Origin of the sequence: Polaromonas vacuolata, assembly GCF_012584515.1 — a bacterium.
GTDB classification, from domain to species: Bacteria; Pseudomonadota; Gammaproteobacteria; order Burkholderiales; family Burkholderiaceae_C; genus Polaromonas; species Polaromonas vacuolata.
On the sequence record NZ_CP051461.1, the window covers coordinates 2475168 to 2493340 of the forward strand.

Genomic DNA, 18173 nt, shown 5'->3' on the forward strand with positions numbered 1-18173 from the left:
CTGATGATGGGCGCCACAGTGCTGAGCATGAAGCAGGTGAGTTATGCCTACGCCGGTCGGTCGGCGGCGCTAAAGCAGGTGGACTGGGAAATAACAGCGGGGCAATTTCATTGCCTGCTCGGGCGCAGTGGCTGCGGCAAAACTACCCTACTCAAACTCGCCGCAGGTTTATTGCAACCGAGTTCTGGCCAAGTCATGCGGCAAGGCGTGGCCGCGCTGCAACCGGGAAACAGCACCGGTTTTGTATTTCAGTCGCCGACGCTTTTGGCTTGGCGCACGGTGCTGGACAACGTGCTTTTGCCAATCGCGCTGCATAACAAACCAAGGCCGCAAGACATTCGTCTAGCAATGGATTTACTCGCTCGCATGGGTTTGGCGCAGCACAGCGCCGACTACCCGCGCCAGCTCTCCGGTGGCCAGCAAAGCCGGGTGGCGATTGCCCGGGCGCTGATCACGCAGCCGGCAGTGTTATTAATGGACGAGCCCTTCGCCGCGCTAGACGCGATTACCCGCGAAGAATTACAAGACTTGTTGCAAGCGGTTTGCCGTGCGCAAAAGACCTCGGTATTTTTTGTCACCCACGATATTTCAGAAGCCGTGTATTTGGCCGACCGTGTTGCCGTGATGGCGCAAGGCAGCATTTGCTGTGACTTGGCAATTGACTTACCCCGGCCGCGCCAGCAAAGCCTGCGTTACAGCCCAGAATTTAATCGCCTCTGCGCCGAGTTACGCCAAGCCATGGATGCTGTGACGGTATAAAAATACGCATGTCTACTTCTCGCCTCACGCGCATACTTTTTTTTGCCCTGCTAATCGCGACATGGGAAGTTGCGGCTAGAAGTTTGCAGATATCTCAGCTGGTGTTACCCGCACCATCCGTGGTGGCCGCAGCGCTATGGCGCGGCTTGGCCAGTGGTTATTTGCTGCCGCATATTTATCAAACGGTTATGGAGCTGGTGCTTGGCCTGCTGCTGGGCGCCAGCATAGGTTTTGTTGGCGGTGTGTTGCTGGCCGAATCCAACCGGCTGCGCGAATTACTCATGCCTTATGTGGTGGCCAGCCAAGTTGTGCCTAAGCTGGCGCTGGCGCCTTTATTCATTGTCTGGTTTGGTTTTGGCACTTTTCCCACGGTGGTGATTACCGCCTTGATTTGTTTTTTCCCACTGCTAGAAAATACCTTAACCGCACTCAGTCAAGTCGATGCGCAACGCTTAGAGCTGTTTCGCATGCTGCGCGCTAGCCGTTGGCAAGTTTTATTGCAACTAAAAATTCCCGCCGGTTTGCCCACCATCATGGCGGGCTTGCGAGTGGCGGTGGTACTGGCCTTAGTCGGTGCGGTGGTTGGCGAATTTGTCGGCGGCAGCAAAGGCTTGGGCGCTCTGATCATTGCGGCGCAAGGCATGATGGACACCTCTTTGATGTTTGCTGTGCTGGTGCTGATCACCGCCATAGGACTGGCTTTTTACCAACTGACGTTGGCGCTTGAGCGATATTTGCTCAGGGCTTGGATTTGATTTTGATTTGGATTTTTTTTAGAAATGACCCCATGACACGAACCAAACTTTTGAAATCTATTTTTGCTTTTGCTGTTAGCAGCGCCTTCGCATTAGGTATGCCGCAATTAGCCCAAGCACAAAGCCCCGCAAAACTCGATCGCATTACGGTTGCCGGCTGGAGCAAACCCATCACCGAAATTACCAACTTACTGGTCGAGCAAGACAAGGGATTTTTCAAAGCCCAAGGCATTGAGCTGGTCTACGCACCGGGTGCGGGCGGCGGCGATGCAGTGCGTAATTTGCTCAGCGGTCAAGCCGATATTGCCTTTACCGATCCAGGCTCGTTTTTTACCGCGCTAGACAAGGGTGAAAAGCTGCGCGCCATCTACGACATCTACCCGCAAAACGTGTTTAATGTGGTCTCACTCAAAGCCAGCAACATCAGCAAGCCGGCAGACCTCAAGGGTAAAAAAATCGGTGTTTACAGCCTGTCGAGCGGCACATTGCAAAACCTGCAAGTGCTGCTGCATCAAGCCGGACTACAACCATCAGACGTGACGATAGTTGTCACCGGCTTGCTGAACTTTGCGCCCCTCATGCAAGGCCAAGTTGACGCCACGGCAGCGACTGACACCGGTCTTTTGGTGGCGCGACAAAAAGGATTGGCTGATTTCAACGTGATGGAGGTGAAAAACTACCTCAATGTTTCCAGCGATATGTTTGTGGTGCGGGAAGGCGCTTTTGATCAGAAAAAAGATTTGCTCAAACGCTTTATCACCGCTTACCGTGACAGCGCCAACTGGATGATTACCGAGCCGCAAGAAGCCGCAAACCTAGCTACCAAGCGCGCGATTGACGGACAAAACCCGGGCGTGAATCTTGAAATCATCAAACTGAGAAACCTTTCTAGCGTTTCTGCCACGACGCAAAAACAGGGCTTGGGCAGCTTCGATATGCTGACGCTGCAAAAAGCCGCGCAGACTTACAAAGCACTGGGCTTGATCCAAAAAGACATTCGCGTGCAAGACGTGGTGACGCAGCCAGACGCGCTCAGCAAATAATTCAAAACCCAAAGAAAACCAGCCCATGGACTTTAAGGACAAAGTAGTTTTAATCACCGGCGCGGGGCGCGGCATAGGCGCGGCGATTGCGGCTGGGTTTGCGCGTGAAGGCGCAACCGTCGCGGTGAATTATTTGACCAATGCAAGTGCAGCAGACAGCACGGTGGCGCGTTGCCAAGCGCTGGGCGGCGATGCCTTTGCGCTGCCAGCAGATGTGCGCATACAGGCCCAAGCGCAAAATTTGGTCGAACAAGTTTTGCTCGAAGCCGGACGCATTGACATAGTCGTCAACAACGCATTTGCGCCCTATGCGTTTGACCCCGAGCTACGCAAGCGGTTTTGGGAATTGGATTGGCAAAACTACCAAGACCAGTTAGATGGCGCAGTGCATGCGGCCTACAACATTTGCCAAGCCGTGCTGCCGCATTTTCGCCAGCGGGCGCAAGGCAGCATCATCAATGTGGTTAGTGATTTGGTGGCCCGGCCGGTTGTGCCGTATCACGACTACACAACAGCTAAATCAGCATTGGTTGGTTTTAGTCGCAACCTCGCAGCAGAACTCGGACCACTTGGCATACGCGTGAATTGCGTTGCGCCGGGCTTGGTCTACCCAACTGATGCCAGCCGCAGCACACGCGAAGATGTCAAAGAACAAATTACTGCACAAACGCCGCTAAGGCGAATCGCAGCGCCTGAAGACATCGCCGGGCCAGTGCTGTTTTTAGCCTCTGACTGGGCGCGATTTATGACCGGGCAAGTGCTGTATGTCGACGGCGGTTTGGTGATGAAATAAGGCGAGACATTTAACTGCGCCCGCCCATTCAAACCTATGCTGCGCTGCCCTAGCCCGCAGGCACAGCCGGAGTTGTTGCTGCTGCTGCTGTTTTAGCCTGCGCTTGATCTTGCTCTTCTTGCATGGCACGCCACATCACTTTGCCTGAGCCACTCTTGGGCAGCGCATCGACAAACTGCACCACACGTGGATATTTGTAGGCCGCCATATTCTCTTTGCACCAGTCGATGATGTCTTGCTCGCTGGTGCTGCCTTTAGCTGCGGCGCGCAGCACGACAATGGCTTTGACGCTCTCGCCGCGGTAGGCATCGCGGGTAGAAATAATGCAGGCTTCTTGGATGGCCGGGTGCTTAAACATTAGCGCTTCCACCTCCGCCGGCCAGACCTTAAAGCCAGACGCATTAATCATGCGTTTAAGCCTGTCGGTGATGAAGAAGTAACCGTCTTCATCGACCCGACCTAAGTCGCCAGAGCGGAAAAACCGCTTGCCATCGAGTTCAATAAAAGCCGCAGCAGTCGCGTCTGGCCGCTTCCAATAACCTTGGAAGATTTGTGGCCCACTCATGATGATTTCGCCCTGCTCGCCCTGTGGCATTTCTTGCAAGGTGATCGGGTCTATAACGCGTGAATCGACGCTGACAAAAGGCACGCCAAGGCATTGCTGCTTGGTCGCGTCGGGTGGATTGCTGTGCGACGGCGCAGCGGTCTCGGTCAAGCCATAACCTTCGGAAAAACGCAGGCCGTATTGCTCCCACAAGCGCTGAGCCACGGCTTGCGGCATGGCCGCGCCGCCGCCGCCAATGTAGCGCAAGCTGCTCAAATCAAAGCTGGCAAAGTTGGGACTGGCTAGTAAATCTATCACCATGGTGGGAATGTTGGTCCAATGCGTCACGCCCCAGCGCGAGATCAACTTACCAGCCAACTCACGGTCCCAGCGCGGCATGATGACCAGCGTTGAGCCGCCGTAAATCGAGGCCTGCATGACAGAGACCATGCCGGTGATATGAAACATAGGCACGACTGACAACACCACATTCTCAAACGTGCTGTTACCCCACAAACAAGTCGCCACCGCGTTGTGCATCAGGCTGGCGTGGGTGTGCATGCAGCCTTTAGGCAAACCGGTAGTGCCGCTGGTGTAAGGCAAAACGGCGAGGTCTTGCGGCTGCGCGGTATGTGGCGGCAAACGCGTGATGTCGCCAGTCAGCGCTTCCGTCCAATCGATAGCGCTGCCTTGGTTTAGCAGCGGCAAAGCGTGGCGTTGAGCCAGCCAGTCGCGCCAAGTCGGCGGCATAGCACCGTCGTCAATGGCGGCTTGCAAATTAAAGCCGTCGCTGTAATGGCTGCTGATGACGTGGCGTAATTGTTCCTCGGGCGCTAACTGGGCGTTGGCCTTGGCTAATTCGGGCGCCAGATCGGCCGCGCAAATTGCCACGCGCGCGTCGGGGTCTAGGATGTAGTGTTTGAGCTCTTCCGCCCGGTTCATAGGGTTGACCGGCACTGCGACAGCACCGAGACGAAAAATCGCAAACTGAGCAATCACCCACTGCGGGCAGTTCTGCATGTAGAGAATGACTCTATCCCCCTTGGCCACACCCAGACGGTGCAAGCTAGCGGCAACCGCTTCGGCTTGGCTAAGCACTTCGCTATAGGTAAGTACTTGGTCAAAAAATACCAGCGCTGGCTTGGCTGGAAAACGCAGCGCACTAACGGCTAAGTTGTGCCAAAGCGAAGTAGCGGGTGGGTCAATGCGGTGCGGCAGGCGCGCAGGCCAGAATTTGTAATGAGGGCTGTCCATAATTTCTCCTCCCTCTAGCCTAACCGCTAGAGTGACTATCAGCACTGGGGTAGCTACCCAGAGGTAGGCGAAATGGGTCGCCTGCGCGTCAGTTAACGGATTCCCCGCGGTGACCCTGCTGCAGTCAGAGCTGTTCTGATCGTGCCATCATGAGTAAAAGTATTTAAAGGAATTCGAGCGACATGCCTGCCCATCAACACGACGACCACGATCACAACCACGCAAAGCATCACGATAACCATCACGGCCATAACCACGGCGACGCAGCGCGCGCCGCAACAGACCCGCGTTACCGGAAAATTTTGTGGTTTGCCCTAGTCGTCAACGCCGCCATGTTTGCGCTGGAGTTAGGTGCAGGGTTTAAATCCGGTTCAGTCTCGCTATTGGCCGATGCGATTGATTTTTTCAGTGATGCGATCAACTATGCACTGACCTTGGCGGTGCTGGGCAGCGGGCTAATGACGCGCTCCCGAGCCGCGTTATTTAAAGGCTGCTGCATGCTGGTATTTGGCGTCTTTGTAATTGCCAGAGCCGGCTGGGTTTTTAAGCAAGGCGCAACACCCGAAGCACTCACCATGGGCACAGTTGGCTTACTCGCACTGATTGCCAACGTCAGCGTCGCAGCACTGCTATACGCCTGGCGCGAAGGCGACGCCAATATGCGCAGCGTCTGGCTTTGCTCACGCAACGACGCGATTGGCAATGTCGCGGTGATGCTGGCAGCGCTTGGTGTTTTGGGCACAGCCAGCGCTTGGCCGGATTTGGTGGTTGCTGTGATCATGGCGCTACTGGCGATTGTCGGTGGCTGGTCTGTGTTGGGACAGGCTAGGCGGGAGATGGCGGCGGGGAGTCAAACCAAAGCTGACCTTTAAAAGTTCGTACAAGCCTTGGTATTGGTAGGTGAGAATCAAGCTTTTGATGGTAAAAAGGAAAATTCATGGCGCCAACCGTTTTACGCGATGGTCAATTTCGCTTATTCTTTTTTTCAAGAGAAGAGTCGCGAGTTCATGTACATATTTCCCACCCTTTTTCCATCCTGTTGGAGAAGCCAAATTTTGGTTAACGCCAGAAGTGCATCTGGCCAATTCAATAGGACTATCAAAGCGGCAATTGTTAGATGCCAAAGAAATAATCCAGACACATATCAAGGAAATTCATCATGCATGGAACACTCACTTCAGCGCCTGAAATTACCCACATCTCAAAAAACGGCATCTGGATTTTGCTGGGAAATGAAGAGCTCTTGCTAGCGTTCGATCTTTTTCCTTGGTTTGAAAAAGCCACCATCGCGCAAATTCATGATGTCAATTGGCCAACCATTGACCATCTCTATTGGCCACAACTTGACATCGATATTTCCGTTCAATCGATTCGTAATCCAGACCAATTTCCACTGGTTGCCGATCACTCCAGTTCAAATCACAAGTCTTGAGTCTCGCCAAATGCGGAGAAAAAACTACGCAATGGCAAAAACGAATCCAACCTCACATCGCCGGTTTGTCGCTCAACTCCTTAAGATTGACCTTGAGTTGCTCGCTCATAGGTAAGCCCAGATTAATGCCTTTTGGCGCCAATGGGGACTCAAACCATTTGATATACATTTTTGTAAATTCACCCGATTTGATCAAGCGCGTGATGGTGCCGTCGACCAGTTTTTTAAACGCCGGGTCGTCTTTACGCAGCATGCAGGCATAGGGCTCGACTTGCAGCGACTCGCCCACTACTTGTAGCGCTGCTGGATTCTTAGAGTTGGCCAGCAGTCCAAACAGCAAGATGTCATCCATCGCAAAAGCTTCTGCGCGGTCGCTCTCGACTAGCAACAAAGAGTTGTCATGGTCTTTGCCAAGGACGAGTTGCATATCCAGATTGTTGTCAGCGTTGTACTTGCGAATAACTTGCGCATTAGTCGTTCCAGTGGTGCTAGCCACAGTCTTTTTAGCCAAGTCTGCATAGTCACGGATACCAGAAGATTTTTTAACCAACAAGCGTGTGCCGGTGTAGAAAATATTGATGGAAAAAGTCACATCTTTGCCGCGCGCGGTGTTGTTGGTGGTTGACCCACACTCAAGATCGTAAGTGCCGTTGACCAGCAAGGGAATACGATTTTGCGAAGTCACCGGCATCAAGCCAACTTCTAGATTTGGCTTTTTAAGCACCTTGCGAACATCATCAATAATTGCTTCGCTCAAGTCGACCGAAAAGCCAATGGCTTTTTTTGATCCAATCAAATAACTAAAGGGAACGGATGCCTCGCGGTAAGAGACTGTGATTTTGTTATTCGCCTCAATTTTCTCTAATGTCGTCTGGGCTTGCGCAGCAGCTACGCTGGCAAGTCCAGCCAGCAGCACTGTAGAGACAATAAGTGAACTTATCTTCATGACTTTTTCCCCGAGTTGATTGCGTTGACGACATTAGGAATAAAAATGACCAGCAATTCTTCGCAAGACACATGCAATCTTGATGCCAAGACTAAGCGAGTCTGAGCTTGAAAGAACGTCAATCAATTCTGATTTTGCAATCTTTGGGTTTGAAAAAAAATCATGGTTAACCATTGCAGCAAAGCATTAATCGATTGCCACCGGAAACACCACACCATAGCGCTGACCACATTCCATCAACATAGGCGCAATAGTCGGAAACAATGTCACACCTTCTTTGAGTTGCTTAGTTTTAAGCACCAAACCCCGGTCCCCTGGCATACGCACAGCGGCAACACCAGACCGTGGCGGATTACTGCGTGAAATATTGCCTAAATGATCCATTTGACGCTGAAAATCAGACATACCGCCAAACGCCTCGGGGTCATGCAGCGTCATATAAACCGTTGCGCCCCAGCCTTCGCGGCTATCGGCGCGGCCGTGGCCGGCCAGACCACCGGTTAAAGCTTCAATCATCAACGCCATGCCAAAGCCCTTATGACCCGACGTCAAACCACCCAACGGCAAGATGCTGCCGACAGGTTTTTCAAATAAAACGGCTGGGTCACGGCTGGGATTACCGGCCGCATCCAACAAGCAGTCATGGTCAAACTGTTGGCCTGCGGCGCGCAGCCGATTGGACATACCGTTAGTCGTGATGGATGCCGAAACATCAATTAAAAATGGCGTGCCAGAAGTTGGAATCCCAGCGGCGATCGGATTCGGCGTGACCACAGCTTTGGTGCCGCCATGAGGCGCAACACTCTCACTCGCGGGGTCTGAACAGGCCAGCAGCAACACAAATCCAGCATCGGTAGCGCGCAGCAAATACGCCGCTAAACAGGCGATATGGTGGCTGCGCTTAATCACCAGCGTGGCGCTGCCGTATTGGCGCGCACGTGGAATCAAGGCATCTATGCCGCTACAGACCAACCACGGACCGGCCAGACGTTTGCCATCCCACAGCAGCGAAGCACCACGGTCGTTAAGCACCTCGGGCGTGCCGCTACGCCTCATGCCGCCGTTCTCAATTTCTTTGACATATGGCGCCAGCAAAGCTAAGCCGTGAGTATCGTGGCCTAGCAAATCGCCCTCGACCAAAGTGTGGGCAGTAACTTCTGCGGCCAACCGATCGAGACCGGCTTTATGCAATAGCGTGCTGGCAAACTGCTCTAACGCGTTAGCCGCAAAACGTGGGGCTGGGGCTGGGGATTGGGCTAGGGCTTGGGCTTGGGCTTGGGCTTGATTGCTCATTTTTTTTGTCTTTTTTTATGACTGAACTTGGCATGCCGATCATGCCAATCACACCAACCGTACCAGCTCAAGGCATGTATTGCCCGCCATTAATTTCCATCACCTGCCCGGTCACATAGCCAGACATTTTTTCTGAGGCAAAGTACAAAAACGCGCCCACGCATTCATCAACCGTGCCCAGCCTGCCCATGGGTATGGTCTGACGCATCGTTTCCATCTGCGCTGGGGTTGAAAATTTCTCATGAAACGGCGTGACCACCACACCAGGTGAGACCGCGTTAACGCGAATACCTTTGGGCACCAATTCTTTAGCCAAGCCCTTGGTGGCAGTGCTAACAAAGCCTTTGGAGCCGGCATACATGGCAGCGCCCGGGCCTCCGCCGTGACGTGCGGCAACACTGGTCAAATTGATAATGCTGCTGCCAGCCGGCATATGCGGCACAGCGTATTTGGTGCACATCAGCATGGACCTCACATTTAAGCTGATGATGTCGTCGAACACCGCGTCGGTGATTTCAGTAATCGGCATGCGCTGCACCAGCGCGCCGGCATTATTAATCAGCACATCGATGCGGCCAAAGCGTTTAACGCTGGCCGCGACCAAGCTTTCGCACGCACTGCTGTGGCGCAAATCTGCTTGCTGCACCAAAGCCTGACCGCCTGATGCCTCAATTGCCGCAGCAACTACTAAAGCTGCGTCTTTGCTGCTGTTGTAATGCACCACTACCTGACAGCCCAAAGCGCCCAAGGCCAGCGCGCAAGCAGCGCCTATGCCAGTAGAGGCACCAGTAATTAAAACCACTTTCGCTTTTAAGTCGTCCATCGCAACAGCCTTTCAGTGCAAAAAATTATGGCGATATGCCTTATTTACCCCAACGCAAAACCATAGGGTCGAGTGCCCGCGCAGTCTCTAATAAACCGGTACGAACCGCAGGCTGCATATCTGGCCAAGGATGGCGTGCAGCAGGACTGGCGATGATGCCGCCTTCATGCATCAAGACCTTGGCGGTGAGAATGCCGCCCTGACGGTTCTCGTAGTTAATCAGTGGCAGCCAACGCTGATAAGCGACCTGCGCATCGGCGCGCCGGCCGGCTACATAAGCATCCACAATCTGACGTATGCCGTCGGGGTAACCGCCGCCCGTCATAGCGCCAGTTGCACCGGCGTCAAGATCAGGCATTAAGGTAATTGCCTCTTCGCCATCCCAAGGGCCTTCGACAGCGCTACCACCTAACGCAATCAGTTCACGCAGTTTAGAGGCCGCCCCAGCGGTTTCGATTTTGAAATAAGACAACTGCGCAATTTCTCTGGCCATACGGGCCAGAAAAGCAGCTGACAAAACCGTCCCGCTAGCCGGTGCATCTTGAACCATGATGGGAATATCAATCGCATCTGACAAGGCCGCGTAGAACTCAAATATTTTTGCTTCAGAGACCCGAAACGTCGCGCCGTGATAGGGCGGCATCACCATCACCATAGCCGCACCCAAGTCCTCTGCTTGACGGCAACGGGCGGCGCAAACGCTGGTAGAGAAATGCGTGGTGGTGACTATGACTGGCACTCGGCTAGCCACATGAAGAAGTATTTCGCGGGTGAGCACTTCGCGCTCAGCGTCTGAGAGTAAAAACTGCTCCGAGAAATTGGCCAATATGCACAAGCCGTTAGAGCCCGCATCAATCATGAAATCCACACAGCGTTTTTGACCTACCAAATCCAGTTCACCGTTAGAGGTGAAGATGGTAGGTACGACTGGGAACACGCCTTTGTAGCGAGCAATAGGTGTCTGGGGCATGGACTTATCTTCCTAAATAGCAAGAGAGAAAATCAGCGCTTTTAGAGCCAAGAAAAAAGAAGCATCATCTAGCTTTGGCAACAAATGACTCATGATAGCAGTAGCCATTATTGAGCATGTACTTTGTTAGCATAAGCAAAGTCATTCAATGCAAAAGTCGATCAAATGAAAAAAATCTCCTCCAAGCCCGGTCCCATTTATGCGGAAATTAGCCATCTGCTGCGACGCGCCATTAAAAGTGGATTAATCGAAAAAGGCTTGGTGTTAATAGAAGGTCATGTCGCTGAGCTGTTGGGTGCGACGCGCACGCCGGTGCGCCAAGCCTTGAGCGCACTAAAAAGTGAAGGCCTTATCAGCCGCTTTGATGGACGCGGTTATACCGCTGGCCCAGCAGGATTAACGCCACTCAGGCGGGAACTTGAAGCCAGCATGCTGGGCATTACCGCCGCGCGCAAACCAGTGCGCAAGCTAACGGGTTGGCAAGCCATTTACGAGACGGTAGAGCGCGATGTCGTTCACCTATCCGTATTTGGCGACTACCGCATTAACGAAGTTGAATTAGCCCGCCATTACAGCGTTGGCCGTATGGCCGCACGCGATGTGTTGCTGCGACTCGAGAGGTTGGGAATTACTGAAAAAGATGAACGCTCACGCTGGAGAGTCACGCCGCTGAACGATAACCGGATCGAGCAACTTTATGAATTGCGCTGGTTATTAGAGCCCGCCGCTTTGGCCTCAGCAATGACCGCATCAACGGCCACAAAAATACAAAGTCAATTACAAACCAGCCCAGAAAAAGTAGGCTCTAAAGATTCAAAATCCATGATGGCGAATTTACGAAAAGCCATCCATAGCTATCCTAAAGTTGATCGCCAAGCACTCGATGAACTTGAAAATGATTTACACGTAGACTATTTAGCGCAATGTCCAAATAAGGAATTACTGCAGAGTCTAGAGCGCACACGTTGCCTGCTAACTTTGGGCAAGCATGTACTGGGAAAATCAGCACCTATGCCGCCGCTAGATCCATTTCTAGCCGAGCATTTAGCAATTTTCAAAGCCATAGATCAACAAGACAGCTTAAAAGCGCAAGATTTACTCAGAACACATTTAGAAAAATCGTCTCGAAAAGTATTGTTGCGCGCAGCACATGTGCGGGAAAATTTTTCCAACCCTAAACTTTCATACATAGAGTTGGTTAAAAAGTTGATTTAAAAAATCACACTTCGAAGCAATAAGCACTGCGCACAAGCGTCAGAGAAAATTATTCAGCCACTTCTTCTACGCCAGTTTCAAGCGCAAGGAGTTTGACTGCCACTTCTTTTTTGCCCAGCTTGCGCAAATTAGCAATCGCTGGCAACTGATTAACGCGGGGACGAGTCTTGCCGTCTTCCCACAAATAAATCGCACCGCCAGAGACGCCAAGAATCTTGCCCATATTCGCAGCCGAAAGACCGAGTCGCTTTCTTTGAGTGGCCAAACCCTTGGCACTAAAACGTACTGTCGAGGATTGATCTTCAAGCGGTGTTGTAGCGGCTGATTTCACCGCTTTTGCAGTTCTTGCTGCCTTGACTGCTTTTACAGCCTTTGCGACTTTTTTAGGTTTGGTTGACTCATCAGCTACATCAGTGCCGTCTGTTGACACGCTTTGACGCGACAACAACCGTTCGAGATGGCTTACGCGGCGTTCAAGTTCGACTATGTCAGTGCGGTATTGCACGCTGATTTTTTTGAGTTCTACGTTTTCAGCGCGAGCTTCTTGACGGGCCACACGAGAAATTTCATTTTTTAAGACTGTTGCGAGATTCATAATGCAATTTTCATGATTAGGTTTTGAATAACTTATTTTGTCACAACAAATATTAAAAATGAGTTCTCAATCTTTAAAGTCAACATGTTTCGTCATAGATTAAAAAAATATTTAATTAAAAGAACAATTTATTTAACTAGAAGATACATCTAAAACTTGAGTTTTTAAAACAATTTATATGTACTACTTCTTGTGTCCTAATCATCAAAAAATGAAGATAAAACTGCGATTATAAAAATCTAAAAATATACGACGCATTGATAGTTCGACGAAAAATTTGCCAACTGCTTAAAACTCCATCGCTGATAAGTTAGCGCTTAATTCTGTAGATTTTTTAGTTTCTTGATGATGACTAATTGATTCTTTTTATCAAAATAATTTTTTAAAATGTAATGCAGTTGTAATACTTATAAAAAAATTTCAACTAAGTATTAGTGACTAGTAAAAGTAATTTTTATATGAGAAAAATCTGTATTTGAATACATTTCTTTAACCAAATAAACATTTAATTTTTACACGCCAGATACATAGATAAGCCAAGTGTAGCTAGAGGTAATATTCACCGAATTACTGTAAATTCATCGATAAAGACATTTCTACCTAACGACTATTTGATGGGCATCGATCTTTATTGACCACACGCTGCACAGAAATTACAGCCTTCAGCTAATACACGATTTATCCGTATGAACTACAGATTTCAAAAGCTAAGCTGGCTAAGATTTAGTTGGCATAGCTTGAATCCACAGCACAGAAAGTAGAGCATAAAGGCTACTTATTGATGGACATCAAACATTAACGCCTTATGACCGTAGGAAAAATGTATTGATTTGCATCTGTTTATTCTCACAATGCTGCTGCCGTTTTTCCTACACACACAAATTAACAAGTGACTTAATATCTTCATACAGGCAAGTTGTTGAGCGAAGGCCCACACACACAAAAGGGGGATCGAATTCAAGCAGAGCCTGAAACTTTTAACAAGGTGATAAATATGAACTCGAAACTTTTACTCTCTACGGTAGCAGCCCTCGTCATTGTGTTGAGCGGATGCGCTAATGGTCACCTGACCAACCCACAAATCGGTACAGCTGCGGGCGCAGTAGTCGGTGGCGTTGTCGGCAATGCAGTCCTTGGTGGACCACTTGGTACGCTAGGTGGTGCAGCTGGTGGCGCACTAATCGGCAACGAGCTCGGCAAGCGATAAAAGCACTTTGGCAAAACCTTTGCCAAGGCATAAAAAAAGTTAATTAGTGAAGCGAAAATCGCTTCACTAAGTGCTTAGGCACAGACCCTAAGAAGACGGTTTCTGAGATTCAGAATACCGTCTTTTTTGCGTGTAAAAATTATTCCTTGCTACTTAGCGCTTCAGCCGTTCGTGCATTGCGCCTAGCCTTCCAAGCGCCGAACAATATCAATACACCGGGCACGAAAATCATGGCCCAGATAATCTTGTCTAAGTGCGCTTTGACAAAAGGCACGTTACCGAAGAAATATCCCGCGCTCACGATGCCACCAACCCAGAGCGCGCCACCTGTCACGTCATAAAAAGTGAATTTACTGCGCGTCATACGCGAGACGCCCGCCACAAAAGGCGCAAAAGTGCGGGCAAACGGCATAAATCGCGCCGCCACTATGGTGATGCCGCCGTAGCGCTCGTAAAAGCTATGTGCCTGATCAAAAGCTTTTTTATTGAAGAACTTAGAGTCTTCCCATTGGAAAACCTTGGGCCCAAAATAATGCCCAATCGCATAATTGCATTGGTTGCCCATCACCGCAGCGACAAACAACAAACCCACGGCCAGCGGATAGCTCATCAAACCTACGCCGCACATCGCACCGACCACAAACAGCAATGAGTCGCCGGGCAAAAAGGGCATGACGACCAGCCCGGTTTCGACAAAAATAATTAGAAACAGCAAGGCATAAACCCAGGCACCGTAGCTAACGATAAAGGTCTCCAAGTGCTTGTCGACGTGAAGAATGAAGTCCAAAAGATAAGTTACGATTTCCATGGCAGGATTTTGACAGGTCTTGATGACGGGTCTTAGGCAGCAGCGGCTAGGGCGCCACGCGCCAAGCTCTAAAATCAAATGCCATGAGTCAAACACCCACAGCCCGCCGCCCAATACGTGACCTGCCCGACGAGCTGATCAGCCAGATTGCTGCCGGCGAAGTGGTTGAACGCCCCGCCTCTGTAGTGCGCGAATTACTCGACAATGCGCTGGACGCCGGAGCCAGTCAAATCACGTTGCGCCTTTCAGCCGGCGGTGTGCGTTTGATATTGGTGGAAGACGATGGCCTAGGCATTCCGCGCGAAGAACTGCCTGTCGCCTTAAGACGCCATGCGACCAGCAAGATTGCCTCGCTGCAAGACCTTGAATCGGTAGGCACCATGGGTTTTAGAGGCGAGGCGCTGGCCGCCATTAACTCCATCGCCGACATGAGTTTGCTATCCCGCACCGAGAGCGATCCACATGCTTGGCAGCTCGACGGCAGAAGTGGCGAGTTAAAACCCGCCGCCCGTGCACGCGGCACCAGCGTCGAGGTGCGCGAACTGTTTTACGCCACACCCGCGCGGCGCAAATTTTTAAAGACTGATGCCACCGAACTAGCTCACTGCGTAGAAGCCGTGCGGCGCCATGCGCTGGTGCGTCCCGACGTGGGTTTCGCCGTTTGGCACGAGGGCAAATTAGTCGAGCAGTGGCGCGCCTGCAGTGGCGAGAATGCGCAAGACCAGCGCTTAGCGGATGTGTTGGGTGAAGAATTCATTCGCAAGTCAGTTGCCGTGTATTACGAAAGCGCTGCACTGCGCGAAGACGGTAGCCCTTCGATAAAAGTCTGGGGCCGAGCCGGTATTGCCGACGCAGCCAGAGCCCGTGCCGACTTACAGTTTGCCTATGTCAACGGCCGCTATGTGCGCGATAAAGTCATCAGCCACGGCGCACGCAGTGCCTATGACGATGTGCTGCACGGACAACGCCAGCCGGTGTATGCGCTCTACTTAGATGTGGACCCAGCGCGAGTTGACGTTAACGTGCACCCGACCAAGATTGAAGTGCGTTTTCGAGACAGCCGCGAAGTGCATCAAGCCGTGCGCCATGGGGCTGAAAACGCACTCGCCCTACCGCGTGCCGCGCTGGCGGAGCTGGGCAGCGAAGCACCGCTTGCGAATACTGCATCGAACTTGTCCTTTGCTGCGCCACTATCGGTTCAAGAAAACTTAGCCACAGGCCTCTTCGGCAAGCCAGCAGACAACAAGCCCGCCAGCCCCTTGTACCGCGCCCAGCCGGCTATGTATTTCGGTGCAGAAAAACGCACGGGTCAGCCCGGTTTTGAGGCCATGTGGCCAAGTCGTCCGCCCGTCACGCCGCCAAGTCCAATGGATACTAATGCAGCGAGTGGCTGGATAAACGCTTCGAATTCATCAGCAAAAACAGGATCAGGACCCAGTAATTTACCCCCAGGTGAATGGCCGCTAGGCCGCGCCATCGCCCAGTTGCAAGGCATTTACGTGCTGGCTGAAAACACCCAAGGCTTAGTCGTCATAGACATGCATGCGGCCCATGAGCGCATTGTTTATGAACGTTTAAAAAACCAGATGGCCGATCTCAAACAGTCGGGTGAGCAAAGCATTCCCAGCCAGCCTTTATTAATCCCCGCAACCTTTGCGGCCACCGCGCAAGAAGTCGCTTGCGCAGAAGCCAATGCACAAACCTTGGCCAGCTTGGGACTAGAGATAGTGCCGTTTTCACCCAAAACGCTGGCAGTGCGCGCTGTGCCCAGTTCTCTAGCGGATGGCGATGCGGTTGAACTCGCGCGCAGCGTGCTGGCTGAGCTGTCGCAGCACGATGCCAGCACAGTCATTGAGCGGGCGCAAAACGAGTTGTTATCCAGCATGGCTTGCCACGGCGCAGTACGCGCCAACCGAAAACTCACGATTGAAGAAATGAATGCCTTGCTGCGCCAAATGGAAACCACAGAACGATCCGATCAGTGCAACCACGGTCGGCCCACCTGGCGGCAAATCACGGTTCGCGAGCTCGACAGTTTATTCATGCGCGGCAGGTAAGTCAGCGACCACTACGCGCCATAAATGACCCGATTGAAAAACTCTACCCTCCCCTATCTCGCGCTCGCCGGGCCGACCGCTGCGGGCAAAACTGCCGCCACATTTGCCATCGCCAAGACCTTGCCCGTCGAAATCATCAGCGTCGATTCAGCCTTGGTCTACACCGGCATGGATATCGGCACGGCGAAACCCACGATAGAAGAATTGGCTTCAGTACCGCACCACCTGATTAATATTCGTGACCCGTTGCAGGCTTATAGCGCAGCAGAATTCGTCGCCGATGCGAATACCCTGATGGCTGAGATTCACGCACGCGGTAAAACGCCGCTACTGGTTGGCGGCACCATGCTTTACTTCAAGGCTTTGTTTGAAGGCTTGGACGACATGCCCAAGGCCAACCCAGAGGTGCGCGCAGAAATTGCTAGCCTTGCGCTAGAAAAAGGCTGGCCGGCTATGCATGCGCAGCTCGCTTTATGTGATCCTGTGACCGCTGCGCGCTTACAGCCGCAAGACTCTCAGCGCATCTCGCGCGCGCTAGAAGTCTGGACCGTCTCTGGCCAAGCCCTGTCCTCGTTTCACAGCCAGAGCGCAGAAAAAGACAGCGCTGCCAAAGCCGGTGCAGCGCGCTTAATTTCCTTAGAACCAGATGACAGAAGTTGGCTACACCTACGCATCGCTCAGCGCTTTGAAGCCATGCTGGCGCAAGACTTTATGGCCGAAGTCAAAGCCTTGCGCGCACGCGGCGACTTGCACATTGATTTACCGTCTATGCGCTGCGTGGGTTACCGACAAGCGTGGACGGCACTCGATCAGCTAGGTAGCGAGCGACCCTTCTCAAACGCTGAATGGAGCGACTTCAAGGACAAAGGCATAGTTGCTACGCGTCAACTCGCCAAGCGCCAAATCACTTGGTTGCGCTCCATGCCAGAGCGCCAAATTATTGCCTGCGATAAGCCTGATGCTTTGCAGCGGGTAATCGATTTAACGGCCAAAGCAATGCAGCAACAGACATGAAACTAGAACTAAAAAATCTCTCCAAACGCTATGCCGAAACCAGTGTGTTTAGCCGCGTCTCATTAGAAGTAGCGGCTGGCGAATTTGTCGCTATTGTGGGTGAGTCGGGTGTCGGCAAGTCCACACTTTTGAACTGCATGGCCGGCTTAGATGATTGGGACGAAGGCAGCGTTACGCTAATGGGTCAAGATTTGAGTCAACTCAATGCAGACCAACGCGCTTTGATGCGCCGCCGTCATGTAGGTTTTGTATTCCAAGCTTTTCACGTGCTGCCGCATTTGGATGTGGCACAAAACGTAGGCTTGCCGCTGTTGTTGCTTGGCCAGCAAATCGATGACCGGGTTGAAAAAATGTTGGCGGCGGTTGGCCTGCAAGGACTGGGCACGCGACTGCCGCAGCAACTCAGTGGCGGGCAGTTGCAACGCGTGGCCATTGCGCGAGCATTGGTGCATCAGCCGGCATTGCTATTAGCCGATGAGCCGACCGGCAACTTAGACCCCACAACCGCCGCCACCGTGATGAATGCATTAATTGCGCAGACCCAAGAGCATGGCGCAGCGCTGGTGTTGGTAACCCATTCAAAAGCTGCAGCCGCGCGCGCAGACCGGGTTTTAATTTTGAGCAGTGATGGCATACGTGCAGCCTAAAACCCTCACCACTGTCAG

The 18173-nt window shown here is 52.0% G+C and carries 19 protein-coding genes; 12 read left to right on the forward strand and 7 right to left on the reverse strand.

Going from position 1 to position 18173, the window contains the following annotated elements:
• Positions 1-3 precede the first annotated feature (3 nt).
• From HC248_RS11260 to HC248_RS11275, 4 genes are read left to right on the forward strand one after another with little or no spacing between them, the layout of a single operon-like run.
• Positions 4-759: an ABC transporter ATP-binding protein gene (locus HC248_RS11260; protein WP_202882377.1), complete on the forward strand. Its 756-nt coding sequence runs from the start codon at positions 4-6 to the stop codon at positions 757-759.
• An 8-nt stretch (positions 760-767) separates the two neighbouring features.
• The gene (locus tag HC248_RS11265) at positions 768-1514 is read left to right on the forward strand and encodes an ABC transporter permease (protein WP_168922556.1); all 747 of its coding nucleotides are present in this window, start codon (positions 768-770) and stop codon (positions 1512-1514) included.
• Positions 1515-1546: 32 nt separating this feature from the next.
• On the forward strand, positions 1547-2557 hold the full coding sequence (locus HC248_RS11270; protein ID WP_168922557.1) for an ABC transporter substrate-binding protein: 1011 nt from the start codon (positions 1547-1549) through the stop codon (positions 2555-2557).
• 25 nt (positions 2558-2582) lie between these two features.
• Complete coding sequence (locus HC248_RS11275) at positions 2583-3350, forward strand: SDR family oxidoreductase (protein ID WP_168922558.1); 768 nt, start codon at positions 2583-2585, stop codon at positions 3348-3350.
• Between the two features lie 49 nt (positions 3351-3399).
• Here the strand turns inward: HC248_RS11275 and HC248_RS11280 are convergent, their stop codons facing one another.
• Positions 3400-5148, reverse strand: coding sequence for a long-chain fatty acid--CoA ligase (locus HC248_RS11280; protein WP_168922559.1), 1749 nt, complete (start codon positions 5146-5148; stop codon positions 3400-3402).
• 182 nt (positions 5149-5330) lie between these two features.
• On the opposite strand from HC248_RS11280, the gene HC248_RS11285 reads away from it, so the two are divergent.
• From HC248_RS11285 to HC248_RS11295, 3 genes are read left to right on the forward strand one after another with little or no spacing between them, the layout of a single operon-like run.
• Positions 5331-6020 carry a cation efflux transmembrane domain-containing protein gene (locus HC248_RS11285; RefSeq protein ID WP_168922560.1) on the forward strand — a complete coding sequence of 230 codons (690 nt, stop codon included), beginning with the start codon at positions 5331-5333 and terminating at the stop codon, positions 6018-6020.
• A 46-nt stretch (positions 6021-6066) separates the two neighbouring features.
• On the forward strand, positions 6067-6336 hold the full coding sequence (locus HC248_RS18005; RefSeq protein ID WP_420372022.1) for a DUF4160 domain-containing protein: 270 nt from the start codon (positions 6067-6069) through the stop codon (positions 6334-6336).
• On the forward strand, positions 6308-6580 hold the full coding sequence (locus tag HC248_RS11295) for a DUF2442 domain-containing protein (protein ID WP_168922561.1): 273 nt from the start codon (positions 6308-6310) through the stop codon (positions 6578-6580). Before HC248_RS18005 ends, HC248_RS11295 begins: the two co-directional genes overlap by 29 nt.
• Before the next feature lie 52 nt (positions 6581-6632).
• Here the strand turns inward: HC248_RS11295 and HC248_RS11300 are convergent, their stop codons facing one another.
• The 4 genes from HC248_RS11300 to HC248_RS11315 form a co-directional block, all read right to left on the reverse strand.
• A complete protein-coding gene (locus HC248_RS11300; RefSeq protein WP_168922562.1) occupies positions 6633-7526 on the reverse strand; it encodes a transporter substrate-binding domain-containing protein in 894 nt (297 codons plus the stop codon).
• A gap of 186 nt (positions 7527-7712) precedes the next feature.
• A complete protein-coding gene (locus tag HC248_RS11305) occupies positions 7713-8819 on the reverse strand; it encodes an Ldh family oxidoreductase (protein WP_168922563.1) in 1107 nt (368 codons plus the stop codon).
• A gap of 67 nt (positions 8820-8886) precedes the next feature.
• A complete protein-coding gene (locus HC248_RS11310) occupies positions 8887-9642 on the reverse strand; it encodes an SDR family NAD(P)-dependent oxidoreductase (RefSeq protein WP_168922564.1) in 756 nt (251 codons plus the stop codon).
• Positions 9643-9682: 40 nt separating this feature from the next.
• Complete coding sequence (locus HC248_RS11315) at positions 9683-10612, reverse strand: dihydrodipicolinate synthase family protein (protein ID WP_168922565.1); 930 nt, start codon at positions 10610-10612, stop codon at positions 9683-9685.
• Positions 10613-10777: 165 nt separating this feature from the next.
• Between HC248_RS11315 and HC248_RS11320 the strand changes: the two genes are divergently transcribed.
• Positions 10778-11827, forward strand: a complete 1050-nt coding sequence (locus HC248_RS11320) for a GntR family transcriptional regulator (RefSeq protein ID WP_168922566.1) — start codon at positions 10778-10780, stop codon at positions 11825-11827.
• A 49-nt stretch (positions 11828-11876) separates the two neighbouring features.
• On the opposite strand, the gene HC248_RS11325 is transcribed toward HC248_RS11320, so the two are convergent.
• On the reverse strand, positions 11877-12422 hold the full coding sequence (locus tag HC248_RS11325) for a helix-turn-helix domain-containing protein (protein ID WP_202882379.1): 546 nt from the start codon (positions 12420-12422) through the stop codon (positions 11877-11879).
• Positions 12423-13416: 994 nt separating this feature from the next.
• Between HC248_RS11325 and HC248_RS11330 the strand changes: the two genes are divergently transcribed.
• A complete protein-coding gene (locus HC248_RS11330) occupies positions 13417-13629 on the forward strand; it encodes a glycine zipper 2TM domain-containing protein (RefSeq protein WP_168922567.1) in 213 nt (70 codons plus the stop codon).
• Between the two features lie 139 nt (positions 13630-13768).
• Here the strand turns inward: HC248_RS11330 and HC248_RS11335 are convergent, their stop codons facing one another.
• On the reverse strand, positions 13769-14437 hold the full coding sequence (locus HC248_RS11335; protein ID WP_168922568.1) for a VTT domain-containing protein: 669 nt from the start codon (positions 14435-14437) through the stop codon (positions 13769-13771).
• 83 nt (positions 14438-14520) lie between these two features.
• Between HC248_RS11335 and mutL the strand changes: the two genes are divergently transcribed.
• From mutL to HC248_RS11350, 3 genes are read left to right on the forward strand one after another with little or no spacing between them, the layout of a single operon-like run.
• Positions 14521-16494, forward strand: coding sequence for a DNA mismatch repair endonuclease MutL (gene mutL, locus HC248_RS11340; RefSeq protein ID WP_168922569.1), 1974 nt, complete (start codon positions 14521-14523; stop codon positions 16492-16494).
• Between the two features lie 24 nt (positions 16495-16518).
• Positions 16519-17508 (forward strand): tRNA (adenosine(37)-N6)-dimethylallyltransferase MiaA, encoded by a 990-nt coding sequence (gene miaA, locus HC248_RS11345; protein WP_168922570.1) that lies wholly within the window; start codon positions 16519-16521, stop codon positions 17506-17508.
• Positions 17505-18155: an ABC transporter ATP-binding protein gene (locus tag HC248_RS11350; RefSeq protein WP_168922571.1), complete on the forward strand. Its 651-nt coding sequence runs from the start codon at positions 17505-17507 to the stop codon at positions 18153-18155. Before miaA ends, HC248_RS11350 begins: the two co-directional genes overlap by 4 nt.
• The last annotated feature ends 18 nt before the right edge of the window (positions 18156-18173 follow it).